We start from the raw sequence: 13,921 nt of genomic DNA, 5'->3' as shown, positions 1-13,921 counted from the left end.
CATGTACCGCGAAGCTATCGAAAAAGGCGGCTTTGCCGTTGTAACCGGGGCGGCCAGCGGCGTCGGCAAAGCCGCGGCCCAACGATTTATTCAGGACGGTCTAGGGGTTGTGCTGGTCGATTTGGCGGGCGAGGCCTTGGCCAGCGCCGAGGCGGAATTGCGCGATCAAGCTGGGTCATCCGCAACTGTTCAGGCAGTTCCGACTGATGTCACAGACACCTCTGCTGTGAACACCTTGGTGGATCAGGCTTTTGCGCTGGGTGAGGTGGCTGTCCTGATGAATAATGCCGGTATCGCCGCGCCAACCGGTAGTTGGGAAAACACGGAAAACTGGCGCAAACTACTAGAGGTCAATCTTTTCGGCGTCATGAATGGCGTGCATGCTTTTCTGCCGCGCATGATCGAAGCGGCGCGCCCGGCTGTCGTGATCAACACCGGATCAAAACAGGGCATTACCACACCGCCCGGAAACCCTGCTTATAATACCAGCAAAGCCGCCGTAAAGGTCATGACAGAAATGTTGGCACACGATTTGCGACAGGCTGAAGTGCCTATCACCGCTCATCTGTTTGTGCCGGGATTTACCTATACCAGAATGATTGAGAAGTTCATGCCGGAAAAACCTGCCGCCGCCTGGACCAGTGAAGAGGCAATTGACTATTTGCTGAAGCGCATGTCGGACGGGGATTTCTATATACTTTGCCCGGACAATGATGTGCCCGAAGAGCTCGACCGCAAACGGGTTGAATGGGCCGCGGGTGATATTATCAACAATCGCCCGGCTATTTCACGATGGCATCCCGACTATGCGGATGCCTTTGCGGCGCATGAGGTCTCAGAATAGTCGAATTAAACAAGAGGTCTAAAAAACACCGAGTGTGCTGTTGGATGGCGAGAGTAAGACTGTTGTGCATCCAAAAGGGTTCACGCCTCAATTTGAAACCTAGCGGAAAAACCGGGTACTGTATCCCAATCTTAGTAATCAGACGTTCGTACGACGCGCTGTCTCAAATACTTTGGACTCACAACCGACCTCAGAGGCAGCGCAGCATCAGTAGTGGCGCGGCGGGTTGGCTCATCTTTGACGGTCCCCAGCGGTCGTTCGACCTTAATCACCGTCGCTGCGGTGTGGCCCGTCAAAGGAGACATTCGCTGCGCGAGCGAAACTGGAAAACGGATGGAGGTCCCAAGAGCGCAAAGATGCCACCGTTAAACAGCATTGCGTCAGCGACCGCTTTGCCTAACGTTGGCAATGATAAAACCTCGCCTATTCTGTAGCCAACTTTCGAAAATTATGACAGCAACACGTTCCTGATCGCTGGGCGGTTGAAAACCCTGAGCGAGGGATTTTCACAGCGACCGGCTGCCTCACAATGGTGGTTCCGATTAATAGTCGCCCAAGCATCATTCTCATTACTATTGTTTCTCTTGTTGGAACTCCAACGCCATTTCGTCCAGAATACTGAAAGCCACCGGGTAAAAATTCTCAAATAGATCGATAACTGCAGATTCCTCTGCTGGATGGTGTTTGCCGTTGGCGCCAGTCAGCTGCCCCATCCGAAACACGATCTCGGTTCCTTCTTCTACCGGGACCAACTCATAGGTCTCCAGGTTTGTAAGGCCCTCAATGGAAGAATTGTGGAGGATGTCGGTCACGTATTCGAAAGGATGCCAGTCGACGATCAGCATCTGAAAGTGAGCCGCTTCATGCACGCAGTGCAGGCGGACGCCGGCGGATGTTCGCGACGCGCCCCCTTCCCGATAAGCGTCCCTCAACATCATCCAGCGCATCTTGAGCCGGGGGTCCGTAAGCATCACCCAGGCCACTACCGGTGGTGCCTTCAGTGTGTGCCGGGTTGTTAACACAGCATCCTCATCGGAAACGCGGACCGGCCCGGCAATCTCGCGGTATCTTTGCCAGGCGGCTGCAAGGTCATAGACCCGCATGGGCACGTCACCAAAGTGCTCGAACTGAGCGCTGTATTGCATGAGGTCAGACTCGATGCCCATTGCCCGGAACGCGTCTTCCGAGAACAGGGCGTAGCTGAGGATACCAGTATCCTCCTTCACATCTGTCTTCGCCATACGATGCACGAGTATGACGTCAGCACCGGAAATATCCTTCATCGGTCCGATCGACAGTTTCTCAAATTTTCCGTGATGCGCGAGGATCTTCAGATCAAGATCGGCTACGTTGCGGCAAGCATTGCAGGGGCAAGTTGTGTTCTGCACGATGTTCCGACGGCGTTCGGCGAACGCCCGATAAAGGCTTTCACATATATTGAGGAAAGTCTCGCCAGAGGGGAAGGGCCCGGTCGAGTAGGCAAGAACGGCGTCGCCTTCGAGACCTCGCAACTTCATTGGGTCCTTTAGTTCAATTACAACCGCCTCAAGCAAAGAACGGATGATTGGGTTGGCGTGCTCCAACTCCGACCGGGTCAGATATCCGGTATAACCGGTAATATCGGCGATTAGCAGGTAACCGGTTTGAACAGACATCCGAGCTTTCCCATTTGCATTACATCCTTTGACCGTAACTTTCACCATAGTGCCGGACAAGCGGGTCTGCCCCCGTCCGACATATCAGATAGAGGTTGCTGAAGCCGCAACACCTGCTGTTTGGTATCGGGCGAGGCCCAGAGAGCACCACCGGCGCATTTCCATCGCGCCCCTCCGCATTGAACGGCATGCGTTTGACGGCGCGGACGAAGACAACGAATATCAATTCGAACTGGACCACGCGAATGTTTTGGAGCCCTACGAAGGGCGAGACGCGAAGTGTTGTGAGCAGTGGTGAAACTGATTCAGCTGAAGTCACTGTTTTTGGTGCATAGCCGACATTCGTCGCGCCGCTGCAAATTTTGCGATGTACTGATTTCCAGTAACTGTGGGCGGCCCAATTATATGTACCGCCTGCAGTTCGTAAACGATTTGTGGCATGTTCTCGGAAGTTGCTCAAATGTATCCAGCCTATTGATCGGCCCGCAGGTCGTGGCCTTGTTGGAGTTACGCACGCGCTATGATCTAGTTACCGGCAAGGTCGATGTAGACCGATTGCGCCGTCAGACTCTGGGGGCGTAATTGTTCCGTTCCATACCTTCTTTCATTCGCGAACTCCTTTGGGTCGATCCGGCTAACCGACCTTGGTGGATCGAGCGGCAACTGTCGGGCCTCCGTCTCTGCTCAACGAGTTTTCCACATATGAGTCTAGTGGCGGAGTCGTCTTTTCATACAACCATGTCGGAAGCTGCGAATTCTCACACGTTGTATCCCGAATAACATTCCCTCGACAACGAAGCTCATCAGGCATGGAATTTGACCAGCGGCCCGACCCTGGACAGTTTTCAAACTGAAGATTTGGCCGAAGGGATACGAATGTGGCAAACCTACTTGATCCGTTTCAATTGAAACACATGGCTTTGCGCAACCGTATCGTAAGCACATCCCATGCACCGAATTTTGTCGAAGCTGGCCAACCCCGGGACCGTTACAGGTTGTATCATGAGGAAAAGGCAAAGGGCGGAGTCGCCCTGACCATGGTCGGCGGGTCGACCAATATCGCCCCTGATAGCCCATCGGTGTTTGGCCAGCTCTATGCCGGCGATGACAGCATAATTCCTTGGTTCCGTAAGCTTACGGATGGCGTTCACGAACATGGTGCCGCGATCATGTGTCAGATCACCCATATGGGGCGCCGCACGGCATGGGATGATGGGCATTGGCTGCCGGTTTTGGCTCCATCCGGTATCCGCGAACGCGCTCACCGCGCCTTTCCCAAAGTGATGGAACAAGAGGATATCAACCGCATTGTTGGCGATTTCGCAGCTGCTGCGCGACGCTGTCAGCAGGGCGGGTTCGACGGAATTGAGCTTCTGTCCCACTCACACCTTCTAGGGCAATTCCTGTCTCCACTTACCAACAAGCGCGACGATGACTATGGCGGGCCGTTGGAGAACCGCATGCAACTAACCTTGCAGGTGCTTGACGCAGTACGTGCTGAAGTCGGCTCCGAGTTCATCCTGTCGATGCGTATCACCGGTGATGAACTAACCGAGGGAGGGCTGAACTCAGAAGATTGCGTTGCCGCCGCCCGGATGTTGGAAGGCTCCGGCCATGTCGATCTGCTCAACATCCTTGCCGGCGCACCCTACGATGATCTTGGCTTGGCCGAATGGGTGCGCCCCATGGGTTTGCCAGCGGCCCCGCATATCACAGTGGCCGGACGCATCCGTGATGCCGTCGATCTACCGATTCTGCACGCCGGAGGGATTGCTGATATTGCCACGGCTCGCCACGCTGTCTCTGGCGGCCATGTCGATCTGGTGGGCATGACCCGCGCACAGATGGCCGACCCCTATCTGGTGGAAAAACTCGCACGCGGGGAAGAAGAGCGCATCCGCCCCTGTGTCGGCTTGGGCTACTGTGTGGACCGGGTCAATCAGGGCAAACCTGCCGTGTGCGGACACAATGCTGCGACGGGGCGTGAGCAGACCTTGCCGCACATCATCACCCCCAGCGACACCCCTAAAAAAGTGGTTATCGTTGGTGGCGGGCCCGGAGGCCTGGAGGCCGCGCGGATTTGTGCCTTGCGTGGCCACGATGTGGCGCTGTTCGAGGCGTCGGATCGCCTGGGCGGGCAGTTGGTTCTGGCCGCCAAGGGTATGACGCGCAGGCAGGTCTGGGGCGTTGCTGACTGGTTGATTTCTGAAGTGACGGTGCTTGGGGTCAATATCCGCCTGAACACTTTTGCCGAAGCCGATGACGTGCTGTCCGAAACTCCCGATTTGGTGATCATTGCGACAGGTGGCTGGCCTGAAACATTAGCCATCCCCGGCAGAGAACTGGCGATCTCCAGTTGGGAAGTTTTGTCCGGTGAGGCACGTGTCTCAGGTGAGGTGCTGTTATTTGACGAAGTCGGCGATCACCCTGCGGCCGTTACGGCTGACGCGTTGGCTGGTTCCGGTTGTAGCGTAAATCTTGTAACCCCGGACCGGACCCTTCTGCATGACCTCGGCCCAACGACCTCTGCCGTTGCATTGCGCGATCTGGCCGCTAACGGGGTTGCCTTCACCTGTCTGCAAGAGCTTACCTCTCTGACGCGCAAGGGCGACCGAGTTCGCGCCAGCCTGCGGCATGTGTTTACGCGGGATGTCACTGAACGTCTTGTCGATTACGTGGTCGTTGAACATGGACTTTCCCCGATGGCGGAACTCTATCACGAACTCAAACCAATCTCGCGCAACCTTGGGCAGGTGGAACACAAGGCACTCATTGACGGAACGTTTCCATTCGTTGACACCAATCGTAGCGGTCAATTCTATCTGGCGCGCATTGGCGACGCTGTTACAAGCAGAAATATGCACGCCGCAATTCTCGATGCCTTGCGCATATGTGCTCCGATCTGAAAGCAACCATGCTCCTCCGCCGATAAAAGATGGGAGCTGACTATAAGTTCTGGCGCAGCGAATGACCGGAAAGTATCCACTTTCATGGGTATCGAGTGGCCCATAACGAACCTTGGCCCTGCCGCTCCGGCGTCACGGTGTGCTCATCGAACAAAACATTCGATGCACGATGTTCCAACGCTTTGGTTTCCAGTTGGCGCAACAAAACTGCCGTCATATCTATGGATCGAGAAACGCTTCTTTCGGGTGGGCATTCAATTGTCTCTTGATTGAATCTATGTCACCCAGAGCCCAAAGGCTCCCGATTTTTATGGTCCCTAAAGTAAAGAACGCTGCCCCGGACCACTCGATCCGCTGCTCTGTTCCGTCAACCCCGAAAAATTTGCCTTGGTGCGTGCCGACGAAGGACATTCGTGCAGCTGCGTTTTCTCCTGCATCGACAATTTTCTATGATATTGCATTAAAATCTGAGAGAGCCGCTCGAACTTCCTCCATGTATCGAATGAATTCATCCGACCCCGAGCGCTTAGTGCCGAGGCTCCGACGACAATCGAACTTTTGAGTGTAGGATTTCCCAGGCGCAGACATTGTCCGCGATGTTCCATATATCGTGATAAAATCTCTTAATAGGATTGGACAGCGTCATGAGGTTTCCCCAACTTTGGTGATTTAATCCAAATACCACGCCGCGAAATCCAGCGCTAAGGGCTCACTACAGACCTTAGCATCTGACGCGCCTTTCATTGGTACATTCCAGCGCCAACGTTGGATTGGCGTTGAGGCGGATAGGAGTAACGCCATAACAATTGCGAATTTACCTGCCATTCGAGCCTGCCGACCAGCGTGGAACAAGGGCCGCGTCACTGGTCAAAAACGCCCCTTGAAGCCTAAGCACGTCTGGGCAATCCGCGTTCGCCTTTCCCGGAAAGGAGTAGGGCCGATGAAAAAGAACCGTCTCTGATCTGAGGGCTAGGGGTCAGGCTGAAATTAAGAACATTTGGGAGGGAAACGCGCGGGCTGCGTGGGAGGAACCGGGATTTTCGCGATTTCTGCTTGAGCCGCATTGGAGTTAGAAATTTGAGTCGGACAATCGGTGCGGCTTTCACTTCGCGCTTTCCCCAGGATCGGATGCGAGAGATTTTCGACCCCTGACGCCCGGAAAAACAATCACCGCAGACCGCAAGGCGGTCTGCTATCGCAAAGACAAGGGTCGCGGTGCGCGCGCTGTGGCGCGTTGGCCCCCTGCCCTGTCAATTGATCAATGTGAGCCACGCGGATCTCAACACACCCTGGGCATGACGCCGTCAGCGGCTGGATGCGTTGACTTGTTGCCAAGCGAGAAAAATCAATGGATCACCGCAGTTTGTGTCACATGACATCCAAATCACAATTTGATTGCGGTTAAGCAGGAGTACCTGTTGGGAAACAATGGGAGGTTTGACCAAGCTGGTAGTTTGGAGATAAATCCTCATATGGCTCACCACCCTATCTTATGGACGTTCCGTCGTTGCCCATACGCGATAAGGGCTCGCCTCGCATTGGCGAGTTCACGAGTTACAGTCGAGCTGCGCGAAATTGTTCTACGGGACAAACCAGAGGCCTTCTTACAAACATCCCAATCCGGAACAGTGCCCACGCTTCGACTTCCAGACAAAGTTATAGATGAAAGTCTGGAAATCATGGTTTGGGCGCTCCAACAAAATGATCCACAGCGGCTTTTGGACATGCCTCAAGAAGGTTGGGATCTGATTAGGGTAAGTGATGGTCCCTTTAAGGCCGCTTTAGATCACACGAAATACGCTACGCGGTATCCGGATTTAGATGCCAAAGAGGAACGCAGGAAAGCGGCAAGCTACTTGCTCAGTCTCGACGAGCGGTTAGTTGGGCAGGCTTGGCTTTTCGGAGATCGCCCCAGCCTAGCCGACCTGGCGCTTCTACCATTTGTGCGCCAGTTTGCGTTTATAGATCGGGCGTGGTTTGACGTGCAGGAGTGGCCGAATATAACAGCATGGCTGGATCAATTCCTGGATAGTGAAGTATTTTCGCTTGTGATGAGAAAATACGCAACTTGGTCAGAAGGCGACGCTCCGATTTGGTTCAACAGCTGAGCCGAACACGTTGTATCACGGCCCAGTGCTGACCTTGGGCACCAAGTTAAAATGATGCAGTCGCAGCCATTCGCTATGAACGCAAACCTGAGAAAAGTGTCAATGAAGAGACCTAAAACAAATTTCCCTTCTACTACATCTGTCTAAATAACCGGTCCTCACCTTTTGCTACCAATTACAAGTCGTCGCCTTTTAACGCTACGACTGTGCCTCAGCCATTCAGATGCTGAGTAGGCCCAGGCTCCAGACCAATCGCTGCGGCGTCGCGCCGTTCGGATAGCATGAAATCAAGGGTTTTCCGATCGCGATCATCCGCCCGATACAGATACATCCAGTAACCCTGACCGTGTCGGGGAACTGTGGGACAATCAAAACCAAAAGTTAGGGGCACAACCAAAGCACTCATGTCCATCCAAGCTCAGAGCTTGCAACACAATCGCTACTAGCTTTCGAACGCCGCGTCGAAACCCCAAATTTGCCGCAGATAACCCAAAGTCATTTCGCTGGTCTTTTTGTCCAGCGGCACACCATCACGCACAGAGTGATGCAGTCTGAGGTGGCGATCCCCCATTAAGTCCACATCAACGATCTGAATATCGGGATCGTATTCCGAAACGTCGAAGCCGCGCGCCAGGGTGTCGCGCACTTGGTGATAACCGCGTTCGTCGTGAATCGCGTCGACTGTGTAGAAGGGCTTCCCCTCGTCATCAGTTAGCGAAAACATCCGGAACCGGCGCATGACATTGGGGCTGAGGAACTGCTGAACGAAACTCTCGTCGCGATAGTGGGCCCAGGCATCCTTTAATATTTCGCGCCACGCACGGCTGCCCGCTATGTCCGGAAACCATTCCCGATCCTCATCGGTCGGGTCGGTGCAGATGCGCTTGATATCCTGCATCATCGCGAAACCCAACGCATAAGGGTTGATCCCGATCGCGTTCGGGGCGTCAAAGTCGGGCTGGGACAGAACATTGGTATGGCTGTGCAATATTTCGAGCATCGCGCCATCCGTCAGCAATCCAGCGCGGTGCAACTCGTTGGTAATATAATAGTGGACGAAGCAGGCGCATCCTTCATTCATAACCTTGGTCTGACGTTGCGGGTAGAAATACTGTGCTATGTTGCGAACGATGCGTAGAATTTCGCGTTGCCAGGGCTTCAGAACCGGGCTGTGACGTTCGACGAAATAGAGCAGGTTTTCTTCCGGCAGCCCCATTTCGCGCTTGCGCTTTTCCGCTTCTTCATCGGTTTTCGAAGACTGTGTGGGATGATCGAAGGCGTCCCACAGGTAATGGACCGCCCGCTCTTCTTCGATTTGCCGCTCTCGCTGCCGGATTCTCTCCTCTGCGAGCGATAAGTGGGTTGGGCGCCTGTGCCGGAAAACGCTGGACGGCATAAGCGCATGGGTCGCGTCGAGTAAATGCTCAACCTCGCGTTCCCCGTGCTGTTCTTCGCATTGGGCGATAAATCCGCGCGCATAGTCGAGGTAGTCGAGTATACCTTGCGCATCGCTCCACTGGCGAAACAGGTGATTGTTCTTGAAGAAATGATTGTGCCCGAAGGCCGCGTGGGCAATCACAAGGACCTGAAGCGCCATCGTGTTGTCTTCAAGGCAGTAGGAAATACATGGATCGGAATTGATCACGATTTCATAGGCAAGGCCATTTGCGCCTTTGCTATAAGCCTTTTCTTCGTGAACAAAACGCTTCCCAAAGGACCAATGCCGATACATGAGCGGCATCCCTGTCGACGAGTAGGCATCCAGCATTTGCTGATACGAGATGATTTCGATTTGGTTCGGATAGACGTCAAGTCCGAGGTCATCAATCGCCACACGCTCGATTGCATCATAGCTGCGCTGGATGGTCTCAAAATCCCAATCCGCGCCGTCAAACAGCGGCGCTCCAGTTTCGGCCCGATCAACCATTGGAAACTCCGTTCGTCTTGCGCGCAAACAGCTCGTGCAGAACCGGGTAGATGTCACTCGCTCGCGCGATCCGTTTCATGGCGAAGTTTGGCCAGGCCTCTGCAACTTGTCGGTACGAACGCCATAGTTCCATGCCGTTATCTTCGCTGTTCATCAGATTTGCTTCGGTCTCGTCGACAATTTCCGTATAGGCAAAGTACTGGCAGCGCTTCATCAGATCGCTGGTCAACAGGTCGGCGCATAGTTGTGAATCGCCGCTGAAATTCTCACCATCTGATGCTTGCGCGGCATAAATGTTCCATAGCGAAGGCGGATAGCGGGCTTCGATTATCTTTTTCATTTCGGTGAGCGCGCTGCTCACGACCGTACCACCAGTTTGGCGCGAGTGGAAAAAGGTGTCTTCATCAACTTCCGCTGCGACCTGGGTGTGGCGGATGAATACAAGTTCGATCTTATCGTAGCGTTGCTTGAGGAAAAGATGCAGCAGGACGAAGAACTGCTTGGCAAGGTTCTTCTCACGCTCCCCCATCGAGGCCGAAACATCCATCAGGCAAAACATCACTGCATTCGCCGCCGGTTCGGGGCACATCTCGAAATACTTGTAACGCACATCAAGCGGGTCAATATAGGGAACGATCCGGCGTCGCCGTAGCATCTTGTCGAGCTGCTCACGCAGCAGTTGCCTTTCCGCCTTTCGCGCTGCATCTGGCTTTTCCAGCGCCTCCAGTTCTTCAACCTGTTCTGTAAGAGCCTGGATCTCGGCGTTGGTCGGTCGTCGCATCGCAAGACGTCGGCCAAAAGCATTGCGCATCGTTCGGGAAACACTGAGGTTGGCGGGCGTCCCGGCGGCAGTATAGCCCATGCGATGCGGCTTCGAGACGGTGACCTCTTTGAGACTGCGTTTGACCATGTCAGGCAGTTCGAGATCCTCGAAGAACAGGGAAAGAAACTCGTCCCGCGACAGAACGAACATGAACTCGTCCTCGCCCTCCCCTTCGGGCGCCCCCTCACGTCGCCCCTGCCCGCCCTTGCCGGACGGAGGTTTCTTGAGACGGTCACCCGCCTTAAACTTCTTGTTTCCGGTCAGAACCCTGTGTTTGGAACCGCCTTTGTTGTCATGCTGAAAATGCGGTTCACCGATCCCTTCTGACGGTACCGAGATGTTTTCTTGCTGGCCGACATCCGCGATTTTCCGGCGCCGGACACTTTCTTCAACCGCCTCTTTGACGGCAGAGCGAACCCGGCGCAGAAATCGCCTGCGGTTCCCAAGATTCTTATCTTTGGGGTTTAGCCTTCGGTCGATGAAATGGGCCATTTGAGCATAGACTCCTCATCCTGCCTTGTTGACCCGCATGTACCATTCAACCAAGCGCCTGACCTGTCGGCGCGTATACCCGCGACCGATCATGCGATCGATGAACTCGTTATGCTTGGCTTCAGTTTCCTTATCCCTTTTGGCCCCAAAACTGATGACCGGCAGCAGATCCTGAATCTGACCAAACATGCGCTTTTCGATAACGCGTCTCAGCTTCTCATATTTTCGCCAGTCGGGGTTACGACCGCGATTGTTGGCCCGCGCGCGCAGCACGAATTTGACCACTTCGTTCCGGAAATCCTTGGGGTTGGAAATTCCGGCCGGTTTTTCGATCTTTTCAAGTTCCTGTTCCAAAACACTGCGATTGAGGATCTGGCCTGTATCCGGGTCCTTGAAGTCCTGATCTTCGATCCAGGCGTCAGCAAACGCGATGTATCTGTCGAAAAGGTTCTGACCAAAGTCAGAATAGGATTCCAAGTAGGCTTTCTGGATCTCGTTGCCGATGAATTCCGCATAGCGCGACGAAAGATCGTCCTTCATGAAAGACAGGTATCGGCTTTCCACCTCGTCGGGAAATTGTTCGCGTTTCACCGCCTGTTCAAGAACATAAAGCAGATGAACCGGATCGGCGCCGACTTCTTCGGTGTCATGATTGAAAGTCTCGGACAGCACCTTGAACGCGAAGCGGGTGGATGTGCCCGTCATCCCCTCGTCCACCCCGGCCTCATCCCGATATTCTTGCACTGATCGGGCTTTGGGATCGGTATCCTTCAGTGTTTCACCGTCATAGACACGGAGCTTGGAAAAAGCCGGTGAGTTTTCGTGTTCCTTCAATCGTGTCAGAACACTGAACTGGCTCAGGATTGACAGCGTTTCAGGTGCACAGGGGGATTCGCCCAGACTGCTTTCCTCAAGCAGCTTCTCGTAAATCCGGGTTTCATCCGAGGCACGTAAGCAGTAGGGGACTTTGACCAGGCTGATCCGGTCCAGGAAGGCCTCGTTGTTCTTGTTGTTTTTGAACTGCTGCCATTCCGCTTCGTTCGAATGTGCAACAATAACACCTTGGAAAGGGAAGGCACCGATGTTCTCTGTCCCCGCATACGACCCCTCCTGCGTGGCGGTCAGCAAGGGATGCAATACCTTGATCGGCGCCTTGAACATCTCCACGAATTCCATCAGCCCCTGCGTGGTGCGGTTCAGGGCACCGGAGTAGGAATATGCGTCTGGATCGTTTTGGCTGAATTCTTCGAGCTTGCGTATATCGAGCTTCCCGACAAGCGAAGAAATGTCCTGGTTGTTTTCATCACCCGGTTCAGTCTTCGCCACGCAAATCTGGCGCAGTTTGGACGGATAAAGTTTGACAACCGAAAATTTGGAAATATCGCCGTCGAATTCCTGTAAACGCTTGATGGCCCAAGGCGAAATCAACCCGTTCAAAAGCCGTTTGGGAATGTTGTATTTGTTCTCCAGCAGATCCCCCATTCGCTCGCCGTCAAAAAGACCGAGCGGCGATTCAAAAATGGGGCTGATCTCGTCACCTGCCCGCAGCACATAGATCGGCTGCCGCTCCATCAGGTTTTTGAGAATTTCGGCAAGCGTTGACTTGCCCCCGCCGACCGGCCCCAGCAGATAGAGGATTTGCTTGCGTTCCTCGAGACCCTGGCTGGCATGGCGGAAAAAGCCAACGATGCGTTCGATGGTTTCCTCGACGCCATATATGTCCTGGAAGGGTTTGTATCGCTTGATTGTCCGGTTAAGAAATATGCGACTGAGCCGAGCCTCTTGACTGGTATCGATAAGCTCTGGCTCGCCAATCGCAGCGACCATCCGCTCGGCGGCGGTAGCCCGCATCGTAAGGTCTTCTCGACATTCCAGCAAATAGTCCTGCAATGTCATTTCGATGAGCTTTGTCCGCCCATACTCTTCTGCAAACTGCTCGAAAATCTCCATTTTTAAAGTTCCTCTAGGTTTCGTACTCCTTCGTCCCAGCGCGCTAAGTTCATCCTAGTCTACCACAAATATGATCCGTAATTGTCTAATTTCTAATCACAATTTGTTTCCCGGCCGACGTTCTGTTGAAATTTTTTCTGATTGAAGCCTGCGAAACCTGTTGCCGCGCTGCTATTTGCAGTCGTAGCCTTTGCCTTCAGAACGCCGAATGACCGGTTGAGCATTGGCATCCGAAGGCGAGTAAAATCTATCGTATCCTCAGCAAATTGGTTCGCACCCTCAAAACAAGCTTCTCAACTGGAGCCCGTTCGCAGGGCTTAGTTGCAAACTTTTCACGATTGACGCTCACTTCTCTTTCGGCTGGTTGGTTGCCAATCCGGCCACAGAAACAAGTTTTTTCAATCGGCTTTGCATGCTACACTGCGCCGCCAAGACCGAACGAACCTCCAAAGACCCATGCCTTGAGGCGTCCCAAGTTTGGCCGACAGTGCACGAAATCGCGCCATAAGCGCATCCATCGGGGCAGGGTCATCAAAACACATAAACTCAGGAACCAATCATTGCGGCAGGCTGTGCAATCCACGGTGAAATTGCGAAGCCCGCTTTCTGCGCAATGCCGGCAACGGATCAGCGAGCAGCGCAAATGCCATAGAGCGCCCGTCAAACCAGACTTTCTCCGTAAGCGCAAAATCTGGAGGTGGTCGACTAACAACCTGCTGACAAGGCGGCCGCTTGAGAGATGACAACAAGGAGCGCCTGATCTCACCTATGCCGCTGCGGTTGCTTCAATCTCAAACAGCAATCCGGGGATAGCGAGGCGTGTGACACCCAGCAAGGTCATGGGCGGGGCGACCCGATGCGGGCCAAAGCGCATCCCCAGCAGATCGAAATTCTTCAATGCCTCATCCACATCAGTAGCAAAGACGCCTAACTTGACGACATTGCTCAGATCCATGCCGGCGCCTTTGATTACGGCTTCCAGATTGTCCAGGGCCAAGGCGATCTGCGCGCGCATATCGTTTGGGTGCTGGGGTGCGCCGTTCTCGTCCACAGCTGTCTGCCCGGCGCAAATGACCTGATGTGTCATGCCCTTGGTCACCTCAGCCTGATTGTAGCCCAGCTTGAGCGACCACTCCCATGGGTTCACGGCTGTCCGCTCCATGTCGCATTCTCCTTTTTGTTGCGTTGCTGGACCAGGTGTAGATCAAAACGGTGA

9 protein-coding genes and 2 pseudogenes are annotated in these 13,921 nt (G+C 54.0%); 4 read left to right on the top strand and 7 right to left on the bottom strand.

The features are described 5' to 3' along the window. The first annotated feature begins 1 nt into the window (after position 1). The gene (locus AC2FFH_RS09340) at positions 2–844 is read left to right on the top strand and encodes an SDR family NAD(P)-dependent oxidoreductase (protein WP_496844268.1); all 843 of its coding nucleotides are present in this window, start codon (positions 2–4) and stop codon (positions 842–844) included. A gap of 572 nt (positions 845–1,416) precedes the next feature. Here AC2FFH_RS09340 and AC2FFH_RS09335 read toward each other — a convergent pair. After that, positions 1,417–2,499, bottom strand: a complete 1,083-nt coding sequence (locus tag AC2FFH_RS09335; RefSeq protein ID WP_496844267.1) for a DUF2652 domain-containing protein — start codon at positions 2,497–2,499, stop codon at positions 1,417–1,419. Between the two features lie 878 nt (positions 2,500–3,377). Here AC2FFH_RS09335 and AC2FFH_RS09330 point away from each other — a divergent pair. Then, positions 3,378–5,405 carry an oxidoreductase gene (locus AC2FFH_RS09330; RefSeq protein WP_496766122.1) on the top strand — a complete coding sequence of 676 codons (2,028 nt, stop codon included), beginning with the start codon at positions 3,378–3,380 and terminating at the stop codon, positions 5,403–5,405. A 219-nt stretch (positions 5,406–5,624) separates the two neighbouring features. Here the strand turns inward: AC2FFH_RS09330 and AC2FFH_RS09325 are convergent, their stop codons facing one another. Further along, positions 5,625–5,849 carry an ester cyclase gene (locus tag AC2FFH_RS09325; protein ID WP_496766536.1) on the bottom strand — a complete coding sequence of 75 codons (225 nt, stop codon included), beginning with the start codon at positions 5,847–5,849 and terminating at the stop codon, positions 5,625–5,627. Positions 5,850–6,204: 355 nt separating this feature from the next. Here AC2FFH_RS09325 and AC2FFH_RS09320 point away from each other — a divergent pair. Next, positions 6,205–6,324, top strand: a pseudogene (locus AC2FFH_RS09320) (site-specific integrase); the annotation flags it as partial. A 553-nt stretch (positions 6,325–6,877) separates the two neighbouring features. Further along, positions 6,878–7,513, top strand: a complete 636-nt coding sequence (locus AC2FFH_RS09315; protein WP_496766532.1) for a glutathione S-transferase — start codon at positions 6,878–6,880, stop codon at positions 7,511–7,513. 253 nt (positions 7,514–7,766) lie between these two features. Here AC2FFH_RS09315 and AC2FFH_RS09310 read toward each other — a convergent pair. The 5 genes and pseudogenes from AC2FFH_RS09310 to AC2FFH_RS09290 form a co-directional block, all read right to left on the bottom strand. Continuing rightward, positions 7,767–7,856: pseudogene (locus AC2FFH_RS09310) on the bottom strand (IS6 family transposase); the annotation flags it as partial. 99 nt (positions 7,857–7,955) lie between these two features. Beyond that, positions 7,956–9,440, bottom strand: coding sequence for a SpoVR family protein (locus AC2FFH_RS09305; protein ID WP_496844266.1), 1,485 nt, complete (start codon positions 9,438–9,440; stop codon positions 7,956–7,958). After that, the gene (locus AC2FFH_RS09300; protein ID WP_496844265.1) at positions 9,433–10,755 is read right to left on the bottom strand and encodes a YeaH/YhbH family protein; all 1,323 of its coding nucleotides are present in this window, start codon (positions 10,753–10,755) and stop codon (positions 9,433–9,435) included. Before AC2FFH_RS09300 ends, AC2FFH_RS09305 begins: the two co-directional genes overlap by 8 nt. A 15-nt stretch (positions 10,756–10,770) precedes the next feature. Then, entirely contained in the window at positions 10,771–12,705 is a 1,935-nt protein-coding gene (locus AC2FFH_RS09295) for a PrkA family serine protein kinase (RefSeq protein ID WP_496844264.1), read from the bottom strand. A gap of 766 nt (positions 12,706–13,471) precedes the next feature. Continuing rightward, positions 13,472–13,867 carry a RidA family protein gene (locus AC2FFH_RS09290; RefSeq protein WP_496766114.1) on the bottom strand — a complete coding sequence of 132 codons (396 nt, stop codon included), beginning with the start codon at positions 13,865–13,867 and terminating at the stop codon, positions 13,472–13,474. Positions 13,868–13,921 lie beyond the last annotated feature (54 nt).

It is taken from the genome of Ruegeria sp. YTSC003, assembly GCF_059609785.1.
Note: the sequence above shows the minus strand (reverse complement) of the source record. Positions and strands in the feature narration are given on the sequence as shown.